We start from the raw sequence: 18,694 nt of genomic DNA on the forward strand, positions 1-18,694 counted from the left end.
GAACGGTGGACAAGCCGGAGACGACGGTCGTGGCGACCGGAACAGCGGGCCGCCCGAATCTGGGGGAACGCATAGCGGCCGCGATGGGCCGCGACCCGCTGACCGTGCCGCACCGTCTGCGCAACGACGCGTTCCTGGCGGCGGCCGTCGCGGTGACGGCCGTCGCCCTGGTCTTCTGGGGTGACGAGGGCAGGCGGCCCGATGTCCTCGGCTGGACGCTGCTGACCTGCAGTGTCGTGGCGCTGGTGTGGCGACACAGCCGCCCGGTGCTCGTCCTGTTGGCGGTGCTCGCCTGTGTCGTTCCGTACCACGCGGCCGACAACAGCCATTTCGCGGCGGTCCCGGGCTCCCTGGTCGCCGTCTACACCGTGGCCGTCACCCGGCGGCCGCTGCACGCGCTGCTGATCGGCGCCGGAGTCATCTCGCTCGCCGTGACGGTGATGTTCCAGGTGGGTGCGCACGAGGGCCAGCAGGCGCTGCGCACATCGGGCTGGATCCTGTCGGTGCTGATCCTCGGAGTGGACCTGCGCACCTACCGCCGCTACATCGCGTCCGTCGTCGGCCGGGCCGAGCGGGCCGAGCGGACCAGAGAGGAGGAGGCCGCCCGCCGGGTCGCCGAGGAGCGGCTGCGGATCGCCCGCGATCTGCACGATCTGCTCGCCCACTCGATCACCCTGATCGGTGTACAGACATCGGTGGCCTCCCACGTCCTGCTCACCGACCCCGAACGTCTGGACCGGGCCGCCATCGCGAAGGCCCTCGACGATGTCTCGGAGACCTGTCGGTCGGCCCGCGGAGAACTGCGGACCACTCTGGAGGTGCTGCGGTCCGACAGGAGTTCCGAAGACCCGCTTCCGGCCCCGGCCGCGCTGCCCGATCTTGCGGCCGTGCCTGACCTGGTGCGCGCAGCCGAGGCGGCCGGAGCCTCGGTCGACCTGACCCTGCCGGCGGCCGGTGTCCGGCCCGCTGCCGCCGCGGCGGCCTACCGGATCGTGCAGGAGGCACTGACCAACGCGGTACGGCACGCCGGCCCCGGCGTACGGATACGCGTGCGGGTGCTGCCTGTCGCCGGAACGCTGCGGGTCACGGTCAGCGATGACGGCTCGCCGCACGCCGGAGCGGTCCCGGCGGGGGGCGGCAGAGGATCAGCCGTTCCCGGGGCCGTGGGGTTCGGGCTGATCGGGATGCGGGAGCGGGCCCGCAGCCTGGGCGGCACGCTGGCCGCGGGGCCGCGCCCCGACGGTGGCTTCGAGGTGTGTGCCGTACTGCCACTGCTCCAAGAGGAGGGGACCGTATGAGCCTGATCCGTGTGCTGCTGGCCGACGACCAGACGCTGGTACGCGCCGCTTTCGCCATGCTGATCGGGTCGGCCCCCGACATGGAGGTGGTGGGCGAGGCCGGCACCGGCCGTGAGGCGGTCGCGCTCGCCCGGTCGGCCCGCGCCGATCTCGTGGTGATGGATCTGCGGATGCCGGATCTGGACGGTATCGCGGCCACCCGTCTGATTGCGGCCGACGAGGACCTTGCCGGAGTCCGGGTACTGGTCCTGACCACCTACGACACCGATGACCATGTCGTCGACGCGTTGCGCGCAGGAGCGTCGGGCTTCCTGGTCAAGGACACCAGGCCGGCGGACCTTCTCGACGCGATCCGGATGGTCACCGCCGGCGACGCCCTGCTCTCCCCGGGCCCCACCGCCCGGCTGATCGCCAGGGTGCTGCGCAGCCCCGAACCCCCGGCCACCGGCGGCCCCGACGGCCTCTCCGACCGGGAGCGCCAGGTACTCGCCCTCGTGGCGCGAGGTCTGAACAACACCGAGATCGCCGAGTCCCTCGGACTCAGCCCGCTCACCGCCAAAACCCACGTCAGCCGCATCATGGGCAGACTCGACGCCCGTGACCGGGCCCAACTGGTCATCATCGCCTACGAGTCGGGTCTGGTCGTCCCGGGCTCCTGAGGGCTGTCCTCAGTTTTGTTTCCGCTGTCCTGAATGCCCTTCCCGGCATCACCGGCCGTTCCGGGAGCGGGTGTCCCACGGGCCCTTCGTAAAAACGTGAGCACTTGCTGCCGGAGTGTCATCCAGCTGCTCCTATGAGCCGCTGGTGAACAGAAGTGGCCACACTGTTCAGGTGCGGGGCGAGGGGGGTGCCCTGGGCGGGCTCCGGTTGCCTCGCCACTCCTGTGCAGGGGGGCCGGGGGCCGGCCCGGCTCCGGAACCGGTGCTCGGCGCCGCCCGTGTCACCCGTACGCGACAATGGAGCGCATGAGTCTGTTCCGGGACGACGGCATCGTGCTGCGGACCCAGAAGCTCGGTGAGGCCGACCGCATCATCACGCTTCTGACCCGCGGGCACGGGCGGGTGCGCGCCGTTGCCCGCGGGGTGCGGCGGACCAAGTCGAAATTCGGGGCGCGGCTGGAGCCGTTCTCCCACGTCGATGTGCAGTTCTTCGCGCGCGGCAGCGAACTGATCGGGCGCGGGCTGCCGCTGTGCACACAGAGCGAGACCATCGCTCCGTACGGTGGCTCGATCGCCGGTGACTACGCCCGCTACACCGCGGGCACGGCCATGCTGGAGACCGCGGAGCGCTTCACCGACCACGAGGGCGAGCCCTCCGTGCAGCAGTACCTGTTGCTGGTCGGCGGGCTGCGCACGCTGTCCCGGGGTGAGCACGCACCGAATCTCATCCTCGACGCGTTCCTGCTGCGCTCGCTAGCCGTCAACGGCTATGCGCCCAGCTTCGGCGACTGCGCGAGATGCGGCCTCGAAGGCCCGAACCGATTCTTCTCGGTCGCGGGCGGCGGCGTGGTGTGCGGGGACTGCCGGGTGCCCGGCAGCGTCGTACCCTCTGCGGAGGCCGTCGGACTGCTCAGTGCGCTACTGACCGGGGACTGGACGACTGCCGACGCGGCCGAGCCGCGGCACGTCAGGGAGGGCAGCGGGCTGGTGTCCGCTTATCTGCACTGGCACCTGGAGCGCGGACTGCGCTCGATGCGGTACGTAGAGAAGTAGCGAGAGGGAGACGAGCTCATGGCACGACGCGGGATTCTGGGGCGCAGTAAACGCGAGTACAAGGTCCCCGAACTGCACCCGTCGGGCGCGCGCCCGCCGAAGATCCCGGGCGAACTGGTGCCCAACCATGTCGCCGTCGTGATGGACGGCAACGGCCGCTGGGCGAAGGACCGCGGGCTGCCGCGCACCGAGGGGCACAAGGTCGGCGAGAGCACCGTGCTCGAAGTGCTCAACGGCTGTATCGAGATGGGCGTCAAGAACCTCTCGCTGTACGCCTTCTCCACCGAGAACTGGAAGCGCTCGCCGGAAGAGGTGCGCTTCCTGATGAACTTCAACCGCGACGTCATCCGGCGCAGGCGCGACGAGATGGACGAGCTCGGCATCCGGATCCGCTGGGTGGGCCGGATGCCCAAGCTCTGGAAATCGGTTGTCGAGGAGCTCCAGGTCGCCCAGGAGCAGACCAAGGACAACGACGCGATGACGCTGTACTTCTGCGTCAACTACGGTGGCCGCGCGGAGATCGCCGACGCCGCGCAGGCCATCGCACGCGATGTCGCGGCGGGCAAGCTCGACCCCGCGAAGGTCAATGAGAAGACCTTCGCCAAGTACATCTACTACCCGGACATGCCGGACGTGGACCTCTTTCTGCGCCCGAGCGGCGAGCAGCGCACGTCCAACTACCTGATCTGGCAGAGCGCCTACGCGGAGATGGTCTTCCAGGACGTGCTGTGGCCCGACTTCGACCGGCGTGACCTGTGGCGTGCCTGCCTCGAATTCGCCCAGCGGGACCGGCGGTTCGGCGGAGCGATAGAGGAGACCTCGGCCTGACCCGGGGGCGAGCCGCGGCAGACCTCAGCCGCGGCCTCAGCCCCAGAGGCAGATCTCGGACGGCCGGGGCCGGGCGGACGGCGCGCCGCGCCGTGACCCGGCCGCCGGGACCGGGCTCAGCCGTCCGAAGCCGAGGCCGCGCACTCCGAGCAGGTGCCGAAGACCTCCACCGTGTGCGCCACATTCACATAGCCGTGCTGCGCCGCGATCGACTCGGCCCACTTCTCCACCGCGGGCCCTTCGACCTCGACGGCCTTGCCACAGGTCCGGCAGACCAGATGGTGATGGTGATCGCCGGTGGAACAGCGCCGGTACACGGACTCGCCGTCCCCGGTGCGCAGCACATCGACCTCTCCCGCGTCCGCCAGCGACTGCAGGGTGCGGTACACGGTCGTCAGGCCGACCGAGTCGCCGCGGTGCTTGAGCACGTCGTGCAGCTCCTGCGCGCTGCGGAACTCGTCCACCTCGTCGAGCGCCGCAGCCACCGCGGCCCGCTGCCGGGTCGACCGGCCTCGTACTGGTGCTCCCGCCGTCACAGGTGCCTCCTTGCCGTCCGTCGCCCGCCGATATGTGGGGCCATTGTGCCAGTTCGGTCAGGTCCTGACCGCGTCCGCGGGCTGACGCGTGGCCGGGACCCGGAGGCCGCAACCTGCCTCGGCGGCCTCCGCGGCCCGTGCACGCCTTCTGGCGAGCGGTGCGGCCAGCGCTGTCAGGGCGATGAAGACGCCGATGGCCAGCAACACAATTGTCGCGCCCGGCGGAACGTCCTGGTAGTAGGAGACGATCGTGCCGGACAGGGTCGCAGCCGTACCGATGAGCACGGCCAGCGCGAAGGTCGTCGCGAACGACTTCGTGAGCTGCTGGGCCGCGGCCACCGGGATCACCATCAGCGCGCTGACCAGCAGCAGCCCTACCACCCGCATGGCCACCGTGACGGTGATGGCGGCGGTCACCGCGATCAGGAGATTGAGTACCCGCACCGGGAGTCCGGTCACCCGGGCGAATTCCTCGTCCTGACTCACGGCGAAGAGCTGCCTGCGCAGCCCGAGCGTCACCAGCACCACGAACGCGGCCAGCACGCAGATCGAGGTCACCTCACTGCTGGAGACGGTTGCCAGCGAGCCGAAGAGATACGAGGAGAGGTTGGCGGTGGAGCCGGTGGAGGAGATGTTGATCAGCAGCACACCGCCCGCCATTCCGCCGTAGAAGAGCATGGCGAGCGCGACATCGCCGCGCATCCGCCCGTAGGAGCGGATCAGCTCCATGCCGACCGCACCGACGACCGAGACGAGTGTCGCCATCCACACCGGGCTGGTGTTGAGCAGGAAACCGAGGCCGACGCCGGTCATGGCGATGTGCCCGATGCCGTCGCCCATCAGGGCCTGCCGGCGCTGGACGAGATAGATGCCGATGGCCGGGGCGGTGATCCCGACCAGGACGGCGGCGAGCAGCGCTCGCTGCATGAGAACGCTCTGGAGGATTTCCATGTCAGCTCAGCAGTCCTGTACGGGCCGGCTCGACGGCCGAGTGCGGGTGGACGTGGTCGTGGCCCGGCAGGGCGTGCTGACCGACGGCCTCGGGCGGCGGGCCGTCATGGGTGACACAGCCGTCGCGCAGGACGACCGCCCGGTCGATCAGCGGTTCCAGGGGGCCCAGTTCGTGCAGTACGAGCAGGACGGTCGTCCGTGCGGAGACCTGCTCCCGCAGGGTCGTGGCAAGGATTTCCTGGCTTGCCAGATCGACGCCCGCCATCGGCTCGTCCATGATCAGGAGTTCGGGATCGGACGCCAGGGCGCGGGCGATCAGGACCCGCTGGTGCTGTCCGCCGGAGAGGGCGTTCACGGAATCGCCCGCCCTGTCCGTGAGGCCCACCAGGGCGATGGCGCGCGAGACGGCGGCACGGTCGGCCCTTGAGGGCCATTTCAGCCTGGCACGGGAGAGCCGGCCGGACGAGACCACCTCGCGGACCGTCGCGGGCACCCCGCCGGCCGCGGTGGTGCGCTGGGGTACGTAACCGATGCGACCCCAGTCGCGGAAGCGGTTCAGGGGGGTGCCGAAGAGTTCGATCCCGCCGTCGGTGAGCGGGACCTGTCCGATCACCGAGCGAACGGCGGTCGATTTGCCCGAGCCGTTGGCGCCGAGCAGGGCGACGACCTCGCCGCGGTGCACCGTGAGATCGATGCCGCGCAGCACCGGACGTGAGCCGAGCGTGGCTGTCGCCCCGCGCAGCGAGATGACGGGTTCCTGCTTCATGGCTCGTACCTCCGGTGCCGTTGTGCCGGTGTTCTGGGCGGTCGTGGCGCTCACTTCGCGCCGAGCGCCTTCTGCAGCGCGACGAGGTTGGACCGCATGACCTCGATGTAGTCATCGCCCTTGGACCTGGCGGTGATTCCCTCCAGCGGATCCAGCACGTCCGTCGTGAGATGGAGGTCGCCGGCCAGGGTCTTCGCGGTGTCGGGGTTGGCGATCGTCTCGAAGAAGACGGTGTGGACGTGATGCCGCGCCGCGAGACCGTGCAGGTCCCTCATGCGCGAGATGCTGGGCTCGCTCTCCGGGTCGATACCGCTGATGGCCTCTTCGGTGAGGCCGTAGCGCTCGGCGAGGTAGCCGAAGGCGGCATGGGTGGTGACGAACGTGTCGGATGTGCGGTTCTTCAGCCCGTCCCGGTACTGCCTGTCGAGCGCGCCGAGCTTCTTGACCAGGGCGTCGGTGTTCTTCTGATAGTCCGCCCTGTGGGCCGGGTCGGCGGCGGCGAGCGTCCTGTTCACGCCCCTGGCGACCTGCGCGTACTTCACCGGATCGAGCCAGATGTGCGGGTCGGTGCCCTTTTCGCTCTCCGAGTGCGAGCTGTTGCTGCCGGTGGTGTGGTGACGGCCGTCGACCTCGGTGCCGTGCTTCTCGAGCGAGGTCATGGCGGCGGCGTCCGCGGTGTGCTTCACCCCGGACTGCGCGATCGCCTCATCGACAGCGGGCTGGAGCCCCTTGAGGTAGACGATCGCGTCGACACCCGAGAGCGCGACGGTCTGCCGGGGGCTGAGCTCGAGATCGTGCGGCTCGGCGCCGGGCTTCGTCAGGACGGTGACCGAGACGTGATCGCCGCCGATCTGCTGGGTCAGGTACTGCAGTGGATAGAACGACGCCACCACATCGAGTCTGCCGTCCTTGCGGTCCGTCGCGATGGGGGAACCCGCGCAGGCGGAGACGGCGGCCATGCCGAGAGCGACGGCTCCGGAGACGGCGGCGACGGGTATGAGGCGTCGTACGTTCATGACAGTCATTTTCAACTAAAGTGGAAACGATTGTCAACAAGCGTCCGTCGCGAGCCGATCCGGGCGTGAAGGGGGAACCGATTTGATCCGGGGGGTGCAGCCGCCGGTAACCTGAAGCATTCCGCTGTTCGCCATCGTCGTAATGAAGAGAGCACCGTGGCCGCCGACAAGATCGACACCATCGTCAGCCTGAGCAAGCGCCGTGGCTTCGTCTACCCCTCCAGTGAGATCTACGGCGGCCAGCGGGCCGCCTGGGACTACGGGCCGCTGGGTGTCGAGCTGAAGGAGAACATCAAGCGTCAGTGGTGGCGCTACATGGTCACCTCGCGCGAGGACGTGGTCGGTCTCGACTCGTCGGTCATCCTGGCCTCCGAGACGTGGGAGGCCTCGGGCCATGTGGCGACCTTCTCGGACCCGCTCACCGAGTGCACCTCCTGTCACAAGCGTTTCCGCGCGGACCACCTGGAGGAGGCCTACGAGGAGAAGCACGGCCACGCGCCCGCCAACGGCCTCGCCGACCTCAACTGCCCCAACTGCGGCAACAAGGGCACCTTCACCGAGCCCAAGAACTTCTCGGGTCTGCTCTCCACCCACCTCGGCCCGACCCAGGACAGCGGCTCCGTCGCCTATCTGCGTCCCGAGACGGCCCAGGGCATCTTCACCAACTTCGGCCAGGTGCAGCAGACTTCGCGCAAGAAGCCGCCGTTCGGTATCGCGCAGATGGGCAAGTCCTTCCGGAACGAGATCACTCCGGGCAACTTCATCTTCCGCACCCGCGAGTTCGAGCAGATGGAGATGGAGTTCTTCGTCAAGCCGGGCGAGGACGAGCAGTGGCAGGAATACTGGATGGAGCAGCGCTGGAACTGGTACCGCGACCTCGGAATGCGCGAGGAGAACATGCGGTGGTTCGAGCACCCGAAGGAGAAGCTCTCCCACTACTCCAAGCGCACCGCCGACATCGAGTACCGGTTCCGCTTCGGCGGCAGTGAGTGGGGCGAGCTCGAAGGCGTCGCCAACCGCACCGACTTCGACCTCTCCGCGCACGCCAAGGCATCCGGCACGGACCTCTCCTACTTCGACCAGGAGAAGGGCGAGCGCTGGACCCCGTATGTCATCGAGCCCGCGGCGGGCGTCGGCCGGACGATGCTGGCCTTCATGCTCGACGCGTACAACGAGGACGAGGCTCCCAACGCCAAGGGCGTCATGGAGAAGCGCACCGTGATGCGCCTCGACCCGCGCCTGGCGCCGGTCAAGGTCGCGGTCCTGCCGCTCTCGCGCAACCCGCAGCTCTCGCCCAAGGCCAAGGGGCTGGCGACCGACCTGCGCAAGAACTGGAACATCGAGTTCGACGACGCGGGCGCCATCGGCCGCCGCTACCGCCGCCAGGACGAGATCGGCACACCGTTCTGTGTCACCGTCGACTTCGACACCCTCGACGACAACGCGGTGACCGTGCGCGAGCGCGACACCATGAAGCAGGACCGGGTCTCGCTGGACCAGATCCAGTCGTACCTGGGCAGCCACCTGCTGGGCTGCTGACAGCCGGACGCGCACGACCGGGGGCCCCGGCTCCGCTTCAGCGGAGCCGGGGCCCCCGGTCGTCCCGGACTCTCAGGAACGACGGGCCGCCAGCACCGCGCACACCGCGGCCAGGGGCAGTTCGGCGCAGACGGCAAGTGTGCAGGCGGTGACCAGATCCCGGCCGGGCGCCGCAGTGGTGCACCGGCGCCGGCCGCGCGGAGCTGGACTTCGCCTCGGCGCCGCGGAGACTGACCGGGGCGTCGGGCGCGGGAGAATTCGTCGTCATCGTGCCCACCGGCTCGCGGTACCGGGTGCGGGGCGGCACCCGCTCGGGCACCTGGAGCGCCGGAGGGGGTATCGACGATCCGCTCGCGGACCGGCTCATCCAGGTCTCCTCGGGGTCCGGAAGGGTACGCATCAGCTACCCCACAAGATGACCGGCCGGGGGGTCTGCGCCCGTCAGCGCGCCCCGAGTCCCCGCAGCACCAGATCGCGCACCGCGACGAACGCCTCCTCGATGCCGGCGCCGCTCCACTGAGCCGCGTACACCGGATCGTGGAAGCGGCCGGTGGCATCGAAGATCGCACGGGCGGTGGTCGCGTGATCGGTGTGACCGACCGTGAACTCGCCCTGTGCGCAGCCGTCCTCGACGATCCGGGCGAGCTGACCGGTCAGGGCCCCGATGTGACGCTCGACGACTCCGCTGCTCTCGGCGATCAGCACGCTGTAGGTGGCGAACAGCTCGGGGTCCCCGCCCGCCTTACGGCGTTTGGCCGCGAACAGCGCGTTCAGCCAGCCCTCCAGACGTACCGGCGCCGGGCCTGACGACCGGTCGGTGTACTGGGCGAGGTCGGCCACCGAGCGGTCCAGCCAGCGTTCGGTGACTGCCTCCCGCAGAGCGGCCTTGGTGCGGAAGTGCCGGTAGACACTTCCGTGGCTGACACCCAGCACCCGTGCCACATCGACCACCGTCGCCTTGGCCGGGCCGTGGCGGCGCAGCACATCCTCGGTGGCCCGGAGGATGCGCTCGGGTGTCAGGGCTTCGGGTGTCATGGGGTCTGTGCTGCCTTTCGGGGGGCGGAACGACCCCGCGACCGTACCGGGGCCTCAGCGCTCGCTGTCCAGGTGGGCCATCTGGGCTGCCGGGTAACGCTCGCCCGCGGCGGAGCCGGCGGGTACCGCCCGCTCGATGGCGGCTAGGTCGTCGGCGTCGAGCGTCACATCGAGGGCGCCGATGGCCTCCGCCAGCCGTTCACGGCTGCGCGCGCCGATCAGCGGGACGATGTCGGTGCCCTGGGCGGCGACCCAGGCGATGGCGATCCGGGCGACGGATGCACCCTTCTGTTCGGTGATCTTGCGCAGCTCGTCGACCAGGCCGAGGTTGTGCTGGAGGTTCTCGCCCTGGAAGCGCGGGCTCATCGAGCGGAAGTCGCCGGGCGCCAGTTCGCGGTCCCGGGTGAAGTGGCCGCTGATCAGACCGCGGGAGAGAACCCCGTACGCGGTGATGCCGATGCCGAGTTCGCGGGTGACCGGCAGGATGGCCTCCTCGACGCCCCGGGAGACCAGCGAGTACTCGATCTGGAGATCGGCGACGGGAACGACGGACGCGGCTCTGCGGATGGTGTCGGCACCGGCCTCGGAGAGTCCGGCGTGCCGGACGTGACCGGCTTCGATCAGCTCGGCGATCGCGCCCATGGTCTCCTCGATCGGCACGTCGGGATCCACCCGGGCGATCCGGTAGATGTCGATGTGGTCGGTACCGAGGCGCTGGAGCGAGTAGGCGGCGAAGTTCTTGACCGCGGCGGGGCGGCCGTCGTAACCGGTGAAACCGCCCTCGACGGTACGCAGTGCGCCGAACTTGACGCTGGTGAGGGCCTGTTCGCGCTGCGCCGATGGGGCGGTGCGCAGCGCCTCGCCGATCAGCAGCTCGTTGTGGCCCATGCCGTAGAAGTCGCCCGTGTCGAGCAGGGTGATCCCGGCGTCCAGGGCGGCATGGATGGTGGCGATGGATTCGTTGCGGTCGGCTTCGCCGTAGAGCGCGGACATGCCCATGCAGCCGAGGCCGAGCACCGATGCCCGGGGGCCGGTGGCGCCGAGGACGCGGGCGGGGACGGGTGTGACGGACATGAGGCACTCCTCCGTAGGAAGCCGGGGAAACCGACGCAGGGGCGACTATGGCATAGCGAATGACAGATTTCAATATCTGTCATTCGCTGTGCGACGTGCGACAGGCGGCCCGCCCGGAGCAGCCGCCCGGGGTGCTCCGCGCGTGAGGACCGGCGACGTGCGGAGCGTTACGCAGGAACGCCGGAGCTGAACCGGCGCACGAGCGGGGAAAGCACCAGGACGGACTTGGTGCGTTCGACGAACGGTTCGCCCGCGATGCGCTCCAGCACCCGCTCGAAATGGCGTACGTCAGCGGCGTAGATCTGGATCACGGCGTCCGCCTCGCCGGTGGCGGTCGAGGCGGACGCCACCTCCGGGTAGCGCGACAGACCGCGGCGGATGTCCCCGGGGGAGGTGCTGCGGCGGCAGTGGATCTCGACGAACGCCTCCGTTTCCCAGCCCATTGCGGCGGGGTCCACCCGCACGGTGAAGCCCGTGATGGCACCGGAGCGCAGCAGCCGGTCGACCCTGCGCTTGACGGCGGGGGCGGACAGGCCGACCTGGGCGCCGATGTCCGCGTAGGAGCGGCGGGCCCCTCCGGCGAGAGCGTGGACGATGCGTTCGTCGAGATCGTTCAGTCGCAACGCGGGGGGATCACACTTCGTCCCGGGCAGGCGCGCCTTCACGGGCGAGCTGGGAGCGGCGCATGCCGTATCCGAAGTACAGCGCGAGGCCCAGGAGCATCCAGATCCCGAACCACACCCAGGTGGCGGCGCCCAGGCTGGTCATCATCCAGAGGCACAGGGCGAATCCGATGGCCGGGGTGACCGGGGAGAACGCCACCCGGAAGGTGCGCGGCATGTCGGGCCGGGTCCGGCGGAGCACGATGACGGCCACGTTGACCAGGGCGAACGCGAAGAGTGTGCCGATGCTGGTGGCGTTGGCCAGCTCGCCCAGCGGGACGACGGCGGCGAGGATGCCACAGAACAGCGAGACGATCAGTGTGTTGGCGACAGGGGTCCCGGTACGCGGGTTCACCCTGGCGAACACCTTGGGCACCAGACCGTCGCGGGCCATGGAGAACAGGATGCGGGTCTGTCCGTAGAGCACGGTCAGGACAACGCTGGCGATGGCGATCACGGCTCCCGCGGCGAGCAGCACCGCCCAGAAGCTCTGGCCCGTGACGTCCCGCATGATCTGGGCGAGAGCGGCGTCGGCGTTGCCGAAGTTCTGCCACGGCATGGCGCCGACCGCGATGAGGGCGACGAGACAGTAGAGCGCGGTGACGATCAGCAGGGACAGCATGATCGCGCGAGGCATGTCGCGCTTGGGGTTCCTGGCCTCCTCGCCGGCGGTGGAGGCGGCGTCGAAGCCGATGTACGAGAAGAAGAGGCTGGCACCGGCCGCGCTGACGCCGGTCATGCCGAGCGGCATGAAGGGCTTGTAGTTGCCGGCCTTGATGCCCGCGGCTGCGACCACGCAGAACAGCACCAGCGAGGCGATCTTCACCACGACCATGATGGTGTTGGCCCGGGCACTCTCGCGCGCACCGCCCAGCAGGAAGGCCATCGCCAGCAGGACGACGAGCAGGGCGGGGATGTTGACGATGCCGCCGTCCCCGGGCGGGGCGGACAGCGCGGTGGGGATGGTGATCCCAACGGTGCCGTCCAGGAACTCGTTGAGGTACTGGCCCCAGCCGACGGCGACGGCCGCCACGGAGACGCCGTACTCCAGCATCAGGCACCAGCCGCAGATCCAGGCGATGAACTCGCCCAGGGTCGCGTAGGCGTACGAGTACGAGGAGCCGGAGACCGGGATGGTGCCGGCCAGCTCGGCGTACGACAGGGCGGAGAACAGGGCGGTGAGCCCGGCGATCACGAAGGAGATGACGACCGCGGGTCCGGCCTTGGGGACCGCCTCGCCGAGGACCACGAAGATGCCGGTGCCCAGTGTGGCCCCGATACTGATCATGGTCAGCTGCCACATGCCGAGCGAGCGCCTGAGCTGCCCGCCCTCGCCCTGGCCGCCCTCGGCTATCAGGCGCTCGACGGGTTTGCGGCGCATCAGCCGGGAGCCCGTTCCACCGCCTCCCGGCCCGGAACCGGGGCCGGGATCCGGGCGGCTCCGGACGATCGGCGCTGCGTCAGGTCGTGCCACGGTGAGGCTCCTTCATCGCTGCCGGCTCTGGCGGCGGCGACCCGCGATGACGGCCCCGGCCAGGGGTGCGCGTCCAGGCGCACAGCAGGTGAGGACCGCCGAGCTGGGGTCTCCACCGCTCCACGTACAGGGCAGAACCCTACGAGGTGGGTGCAGTGGTCCGTAATGCAGGTTCCTTGCGCATCTGCGGCGATTCGTTGCGCACATTCGCGGAGAGTGGCCGATCGCGTGCGCGCAGCACGGTTCCCGGGCGCACAGGTGCCTCAGGCGCGCTCGGAGGCCGGCTCACGACCGGCGCCGACGGGAAAACGGTGCGGCCCCCGCCGGCGCGCCGGGTACGCTGGCCGGCATGGCAAAGAGTCGTAACAACCTTCTTGGCGTGGGCGGGCAGCGCAAGAAGATGCCCCGCTCCGGGGAATCAGGATCGGCCGCCGCGAGCGCCGAGGACCGCCGGTCGGCGGCGGACCAGAAGCAGGAACTGCTGCGGAAGATGCGTGAGCGCGCGGAGGGCACCGTGACCCCCGAGGACGGCGCCCAGGACTGACGGCCGCCGCACGGCACGAAACAGAGAACTGCGGGCCCGGATCGCCGTACGCGATCCGGGCCCGCGGCCGTCTCCCCACCCGCACCCGGCTACCGCACAGCGCGCGGCAGCCGGAGGCTGAGCAGCGCGGTGACCACGATCGTGCCGAGCTGGAGCAGCAGGGTGATCACCAGAGCCTCCCGCATCCCCACCGATGAGCTCAGCGACAGGAAGAGGCTGCCGAGCGTCGCCACCCCCAGTGCGAGGGCGGACTGCTGGGTGGTGGTCATGACACCGCTGCCGACCCCGGCCCGGTCGGCCGGCACGTCGGAGAGCACGATCCGGAACAGCACAGGCAGCTGCAGACCCTGCCCGAACCCGGCCAGCGCGGTCCCCGGGGCCAGCGCGGCGATGCCCAGGCCGGGCCAGCCCCACCACACGGTCGCGGCGATCACCGCGACACCCACCACCTGGATCAGCGCGCCCGCCGTCACCACCCGGCTGGCGAACCGGCCGACCAGTCGGGGTCCTGCCAGTGAGGCCAGGAAGAAGGCGGCCGCCATCGGCACCAGCGCGAGGCCGGCCGTCACCGGGCCCATCCGCAGACCCTGTTGCAACGCCACCGCGATCACGAACATGAATCCGCCGAAGCCGACCGAGAACGGCAGCACCAGGGCGAGCCCGCGGCGCAGTGAGTCCAGACGCAGCAGGCTCGGTGGCACCAGCGGTACCTCGCCCCTGCGGTCGGCCGCCCGCTCGGTCAGGAAGAACGCCGCCGCGGCGAACGGGAAGACGCCCAGCGAGATCCAGGTCCACAGCGGCCATCCGGCCGCCCTGCCCTCGGTCAGCGGCGCGAGCAGGGTGATCAGCGAGAGTCCCAGCAGCAGGGTGCCGGGCACGTCCACCGGTGCCGGCCTGTCGGACCGGGTCTCCGGTACGGAACGGGCCGCGAGGATCATCCCGAGGACGGCCACCGGCACATTGACCAGGAAGATCGAACGCCAGCCGGTGCCGGCCACATCGGCGGCCACCAGGACGCCGCCGATGATCTGCCCGGCGACCATGGAGAGGCCCGCGGTGGCTCCGTAGAGCCCCATCGCCTTGGCCCGCCGGGGGCCCGCCGTGGTCGCCTGGATGGTGGCGAGCACCTGCGGCAGCATCAGCGCCGACGAGGCACCCTGCGCCACCCTCGCTCCGACCAGGGTCAGGGCGTCGGGGGCGAGACCGCAGGCCAGCGAGGTCAGCCCGAAGGCGGCGATGCCGATCAGGAAGAGCCGGCGCCGGCCGATCATGTCGCCGAGCCGTCCGCCCAGCACCAGCAGGACGGCGTACGCGACGCCGTATCCGGCGACGACGAGTTCCAGCATCGCGGGGCCCGCGGCGAGGTCCCGGTCGATGGTGGGCAGCGCGACATTGACGATGAAGAAGTCGATGAGCGGAAGCGCGGCACCGAGCAGCACGGTGAACAGCCCGAGCGTGCCGAGCACCGGGGTGGGGTGGTCGTGCCGGGTGCCGGTGGGGGTGAGGGAGGAAGTGGTCCGTACTGACGCAGTCGTGTTACTCACGAGAACGAGGATGCGCGACCCCACAGCCTGGTACCAGAGTCTCTTTATCCTGGTAGAAGGAGTACCTGGCAATGGGCTGAGCCATCCGGCATGCTGGACGCATGACCACTGTGGCGCAGGAGAGCGATGTACGCAGGCACGAGCTCGCCGAGTTTCTGCGCAGCCGCCGCGAACGGATCGCCCCCGAGCAGGTCGGGCTTCCGCGCGGCAGCCGCAGGCGTACCCCTGGGCTGCGCCGCGAGGAGGTCGCCCAGCTCTCCGCGGTGGGTGTCACCTGGTACACCTGGCTGGAACAGGCCAGGGACATCCAGGTCTCCCCGCAGGTGCTCGACGCGGTGGCCCGCTCGCTGCTTCTCGACTCCAGCGAGCGCGCCCATCTCTTCGCGCTGGCCGGTGCGATCGATCCGGCCCCCAACACCACCTGCCCTGTGATCACACCCGCGGTGGCGGTGATGATCGAGCAGCTCGACCCCATCCCTGCGTGTATCCAGAACAGTCGTTACGACATCCTCGCGTACAACCGCACCTACGGGCGGCTGCTCTGCGACCTCGACGCGGTCGCGCCCGAGGACCGCAACTGCATGCTGCTCTCCTACACCAACGAGGACTGGCGTTCCTCCGTCGTCGATCTCGACGAGATGAACCGTGTGATGGCCGCGAAGTTCCGGGGCGCGATGGCCGAGCACCTGGCGGAGCCCGCCTGGAAGGCCCTGCTGAGGCGGCTGGAGAGCGTGTCGCCGGAGTTCCGGGAGATCTGGGCGCGCCACGAGGTCGTGGGCCAGGGCGGCAAGACCAAGCGGTTCCACAACCGTGACGTCGGACCGCTGCTGCTGGATCACACCAATCTCTGGCTTGGGCCCATGCCGGGCCCGCGCCTGGTGACGTACGTCCCGGCCAACACCGAGTCCCGTGAACGTCTGGAGCGCCTCTACGCCCTGGCGCCCGCGACGCTCTGAGCCGTCTCGGGCTCGCCGAGGTGTTCGGCCGTCCGCAGCGCGGAGTTGCGTGCCCAGGCGCCACTGGTCAGCAGCCCGAAGACCAGGACCGCAAGGCCGCAGCCGGTGATGATCCACCAGGCCGTGCGGCCCGCCTCCGCGAAGCCGTCGGTGTGGGTGGCGCCGCTGATGCCCGAGGCCAGTACGGCCCCGATCACCGCCACCCCGAGCGTCGACCCGATCTGACGGCTGGTCGAGGCGACGGCCGCCGCCACCCCGGCCTGCGCGCGGGGCATCCCGGAGACCGCGGTGTTGGTGATCGGTGCGTTCACCATGCCGAAGCCGATGCCGAACAGCACATAGCCGGTGAAGAGCAGGGCGGTGTTCGTCTCCGCGTCGAGCGCCGCGAACAAGAGGCCGCTGAGCGCCATCGCCGTCCCGGCCACCAGCAGCGAGAGCCGTGGTCCGCGGCTGCCCACCAGACGCCCCGACAAGGGGGCGCAGACGAAGGTGAGCGCCGCCATCGGCAGCATGTAGAGCCCGGCGTGCAGGGCCGAGAAGCCGCGGACGTTCTGCAGATACAGGGTGTTGAGGAAGAGGAAGCCGGCGAGCGCGGCGAAGCCGCAGACCGCGATGACGGTGGCGCCGCTGAACGGGGCGCTGCGGAAGAAACGCAGATCGATCAGCGGCTCCGGGCGCCTGGGCTCGTATCTCAGCAGCACGGCGAGCGCGAGCAGCGCCGCACCCGCGAACGACAGGATGACCGGCGACGTCCACCCCGCGGACGGGGCCTCGATGATCGCGTAGGTCACCGAGCCGAGCAGCACCATGACGCACAACTGGCCGACGGGGTCGGGCCTGCGGGCCTTCGGCGCACGGGACTCCGGCACATAGCGCCAGGTCAGCAGGAGAGCGGCCAGGCCGACCGGCAGATTGATCCAGAAGATCGAGCGCCAGCCGACCGAGTCCACCAGCAGCCCGCCGATCAGCGGCCCCGCGGCCATGGAGATTCCGACCACGCCACCCCAGACCCCGATCGCCCGGGCGCGCTCACGCGGCTCGGTGAAGGTGTTGGTGATGATGGACATGGCGACCGGATTGAGCATCGAACCGCCGACGGCCTGGACCATCCGGAAGACGACCAGTGATTCCAGGTTCGGTGCGACGGAGCAGAGCACCGAGCCGGCGGTGAACACGACCAGGCCGGTCTTGAAGACCTTGCGGCGGCCGATCCGGTCGGCCATCGAGCCCGCCAGCATCAACAGCGATGCCAGGACCAGCGTGTAGGCGTCGATGGTCCACTGCATCCCGGATACCGACGTGTGCAGTTCGCGGGCCATCGAGGGCAGGGCGACGTTGAGGACGGTGTTGTCGAGACTGACGATCAGCAGGCTCATGCAGCAGATCGCCAGCACCAGCATCCGCCGGCGGTAACTGAGCTCGGGCATTCATCAATAGTACGGCTAACTAACGACTCCTTCGGTACGCGACAATGGGTCCATGACCACCCTCTCCATCGGCCCCCACTCCGTGCAGCCGCCCGTCGTACTCGCCCCCATGGCGGGTATCACCAACGCCCCGTTCCGTACCCTCTGCCGTGAATTCAGCGGCGGCAAGGGGCTGTTCGTCAGCGAGATGATCACGACGCGGGCGCTGGTGGAGCGCAATGCGAAGACCATGCAGCTGATCCACTTCGACAAGACCGAGACACCCCGCTCGATCCAGCTCTACGGAGTGGATCCGGTCACCGTCGGCAAGGCGGTCAGCATGATCGTCGACGAGGACCTGGCCGATCACATCGACCTGAACTTCGGTTGCCCGGTTCCCAAGGTCACCCGCAAGGGCGGCGGATCGGCGCTTCCGTACAAGCGGCCGCTGCTGCGGGCGATCCTGCACGAGGCCGTGTCCAGCGCGGGCGCCCTCCCGGTGACCATCAAGATGCGCAAGGGCATCAACGACGACCACCTCACCTATCTCGACGCCGGCCGGATCGCCGTCGACGAGGGCGTCACCGCCGTCGCCCTGCACGGCAGGACCGCCGCCCAGCACTACGGCGGCACGGCCGACTGGGACGCCATCGCGCGGTTGAAGGAGCATGTGCCGGAGATCCCGGTGCTCGGCAACGGCGACATCTGGTGCGCCGACGACGCCCTGCGGATGATGCGCGAGACCGGCTGTGACGGTGTGGTGGTGGGCCGCGGCTGCCTGGGGCGGCCATGGCTCTTCGGTGACCTGGTGAGCGCCTTCGAGGGGGCCGCCACCCGGCAGGCGCCCACACTGCGGGAGGTCGCGGCCGTGATGCTGCGGCACGCGACACTGCTGGGGGGGTGGATCGGCGACGAGACCCGCGGCGTGATCGACTTCCGTAAGCATGTGGCCTGGTATCTCAAGGGATTCGCGGTCGGATCCGAGATGCGCAGGAAGCTGGCGGTGACCTCCTCGCTCGATGAACTGGGCGGGCAGCTGCAGGAGCTGGACCTCGGCCAGCCGTGGCCGGACGGTGCGGACGGCCCGCGAGGCCGCACCTCGGGCAACAACCGGGTGGTGCTTCCGGACGGCTGGCTGAAGGACCCCTACGACTGCTCCGGAGTGAGTGCCGAGGCCGAACTGGACACCTCGGGGGGCTGAGACCGCCACGCCGGAACCGGCACCGCTCATCTGTGCACGGCACTGAGTGCAGAGTGTCCGGTGTGCGGTACCGGTCGTCCGCCAGGGGGGTCGCCGGAGTCCGGATCCTGGCGTGAGGCCGGTTCAGGCGGCGTGATTCTCGCCACGCCTGA

General features: G+C 69.8%; 18 protein-coding genes. 8 read left to right on the forward strand and 10 right to left on the reverse strand.

What is annotated here, in order from left to right; translation table 11 throughout:
- Window positions 1-5: 5 nt before the first annotated feature.
- From OHS16_RS21635 to OHS16_RS21650, 4 genes are all read left to right on the forward strand, one after another.
- Entirely contained in the window at window positions 6-1,298 is a 1,293-nt protein-coding gene (locus OHS16_RS21635; protein ID WP_443042662.1) for a sensor histidine kinase, read from the forward strand.
- On the forward strand, window positions 1,295-1,957 hold the full coding sequence (locus tag OHS16_RS21640; RefSeq protein WP_328538883.1) for a response regulator transcription factor: 663 nt from the start codon (window positions 1,295-1,297) through the stop codon (window positions 1,955-1,957). Before OHS16_RS21635 ends, OHS16_RS21640 begins: the two co-directional genes overlap by 4 nt.
- 306 nt (window positions 1,958-2,263) lie before the next feature.
- Complete coding sequence (recO, locus tag OHS16_RS21645; protein ID WP_328538884.1) at window positions 2,264-3,010, forward strand: DNA repair protein RecO; 747 nt, start codon at window positions 2,264-2,266, stop codon at window positions 3,008-3,010.
- An 18-nt stretch (window positions 3,011-3,028) separates the two neighbouring features.
- Window positions 3,029-3,838: an isoprenyl transferase gene (locus OHS16_RS21650; protein ID WP_328538885.1), complete on the forward strand. Its 810-nt coding sequence runs from the start codon at window positions 3,029-3,031 to the stop codon at window positions 3,836-3,838.
- A gap of 116 nt (window positions 3,839-3,954) precedes the next feature.
- Here OHS16_RS21650 and OHS16_RS21655 read toward each other — a convergent pair whose 3' ends face one another.
- Genes OHS16_RS21655 through OHS16_RS21670 form a run of 4 tightly spaced genes read right to left on the reverse strand, consistent with a single transcriptional unit; the run spans window position 3,955 to window position 7,107 of the window.
- Window positions 3,955-4,374, reverse strand: coding sequence for a Fur family transcriptional regulator (locus tag OHS16_RS21655; RefSeq protein ID WP_328538886.1), 420 nt, complete (start codon window positions 4,372-4,374; stop codon window positions 3,955-3,957).
- Between the two features lie 57 nt (window positions 4,375-4,431).
- Window positions 4,432-5,325 (reverse strand): metal ABC transporter permease, encoded by an 894-nt coding sequence (locus OHS16_RS21660; RefSeq protein WP_328538887.1) that lies wholly within the window; start codon window positions 5,323-5,325, stop codon window positions 4,432-4,434.
- Between the two features lies 1 nt (window position 5,326).
- Window positions 5,327-6,091, reverse strand: coding sequence for a metal ABC transporter ATP-binding protein (locus tag OHS16_RS21665; protein WP_328538888.1), 765 nt, complete (start codon window positions 6,089-6,091; stop codon window positions 5,327-5,329).
- Between the two features lie 50 nt (window positions 6,092-6,141).
- Window positions 6,142-7,107 carry a metal ABC transporter substrate-binding protein gene (locus tag OHS16_RS21670; protein WP_328538889.1) on the reverse strand — a complete coding sequence of 322 codons (966 nt, stop codon included), beginning with the start codon at window positions 7,105-7,107 and terminating at the stop codon, window positions 6,142-6,144.
- Window positions 7,108-7,263: 156 nt separating this feature from the next.
- Between OHS16_RS21670 and OHS16_RS21675 the strand changes: the two genes are divergently transcribed.
- Entirely contained in the window at window positions 7,264-8,646 is a 1,383-nt protein-coding gene (locus OHS16_RS21675; protein ID WP_328538890.1) for a glycine--tRNA ligase, read from the forward strand.
- A gap of 441 nt (window positions 8,647-9,087) precedes the next feature.
- On the opposite strand, the gene OHS16_RS21680 is transcribed toward OHS16_RS21675, so the two are convergent.
- The 4 genes from OHS16_RS21680 to OHS16_RS21695 all read right to left on the reverse strand — a co-directional run bounded on the left by OHS16_RS21680 (window position 9,088) and on the right by OHS16_RS21695 (window position 12,867).
- The gene (locus OHS16_RS21680; protein ID WP_328538891.1) at window positions 9,088-9,681 is read right to left on the reverse strand and encodes a TetR/AcrR family transcriptional regulator; all 594 of its coding nucleotides are present in this window, start codon (window positions 9,679-9,681) and stop codon (window positions 9,088-9,090) included.
- Window positions 9,682-9,735: 54 nt separating this feature from the next.
- On the reverse strand, window positions 9,736-10,755 hold the full coding sequence (locus tag OHS16_RS21685) for an aldo/keto reductase (protein WP_328538892.1): 1,020 nt from the start codon (window positions 10,753-10,755) through the stop codon (window positions 9,736-9,738).
- A gap of 167 nt (window positions 10,756-10,922) precedes the next feature.
- Window positions 10,923-11,378 (reverse strand): Lrp/AsnC family transcriptional regulator, encoded by a 456-nt coding sequence (locus OHS16_RS21690; RefSeq protein ID WP_328538893.1) that lies wholly within the window; start codon window positions 11,376-11,378, stop codon window positions 10,923-10,925.
- 10 nt (window positions 11,379-11,388) lie between these two features.
- The gene (locus tag OHS16_RS21695) at window positions 11,389-12,867 is read right to left on the reverse strand and encodes an amino acid permease (RefSeq protein ID WP_328540933.1); all 1,479 of its coding nucleotides are present in this window, start codon (window positions 12,865-12,867) and stop codon (window positions 11,389-11,391) included.
- A 373-nt stretch (window positions 12,868-13,240) separates the two neighbouring features.
- Between OHS16_RS21695 and OHS16_RS21700 the strand changes: the two genes are divergently transcribed.
- The gene (locus OHS16_RS21700) at window positions 13,241-13,435 is read left to right on the forward strand and encodes a DUF6243 family protein (protein ID WP_328538894.1); all 195 of its coding nucleotides are present in this window, start codon (window positions 13,241-13,243) and stop codon (window positions 13,433-13,435) included.
- 89 nt (window positions 13,436-13,524) lie between these two features.
- Here OHS16_RS21700 and OHS16_RS21705 read toward each other — a convergent pair whose 3' ends face one another.
- The gene (locus OHS16_RS21705) at window positions 13,525-14,979 is read right to left on the reverse strand and encodes an MFS transporter (protein WP_328538895.1); all 1,455 of its coding nucleotides are present in this window, start codon (window positions 14,977-14,979) and stop codon (window positions 13,525-13,527) included.
- A gap of 101 nt (window positions 14,980-15,080) precedes the next feature.
- Here OHS16_RS21705 and OHS16_RS21710 point away from each other — a divergent pair, with 101 nt between their 5' ends.
- On the forward strand, window positions 15,081-15,935 hold the full coding sequence (locus OHS16_RS21710; RefSeq protein ID WP_328538896.1) for a helix-turn-helix transcriptional regulator: 855 nt from the start codon (window positions 15,081-15,083) through the stop codon (window positions 15,933-15,935).
- Here the strand turns inward: OHS16_RS21710 and OHS16_RS21715 are convergent.
- Window positions 15,908-17,362 carry an MFS transporter gene (locus OHS16_RS21715; protein ID WP_328538897.1) on the reverse strand — a complete coding sequence of 485 codons (1,455 nt, stop codon included), beginning with the start codon at window positions 17,360-17,362 and terminating at the stop codon, window positions 15,908-15,910. The genes OHS16_RS21710 and OHS16_RS21715 overlap by 28 nt on opposite strands.
- A 52-nt stretch (window positions 17,363-17,414) precedes the next feature.
- Here OHS16_RS21715 and dusB point away from each other — a divergent pair, with 52 nt between their 5' ends.
- Window positions 17,415-18,542: a tRNA dihydrouridine synthase DusB gene (gene dusB / locus OHS16_RS21720; protein ID WP_328538898.1), complete on the forward strand. Its 1,128-nt coding sequence runs from the start codon at window positions 17,415-17,417 to the stop codon at window positions 18,540-18,542.
- The last annotated feature ends 152 nt before the right edge of the window (window positions 18,543-18,694 follow it).

The organism is Streptomyces sp. NBC_00344, assembly GCF_036088315.1.
Lineage (GTDB): Bacteria > Actinomycetota > Actinomycetes > Streptomycetales > Streptomycetaceae > Streptomyces.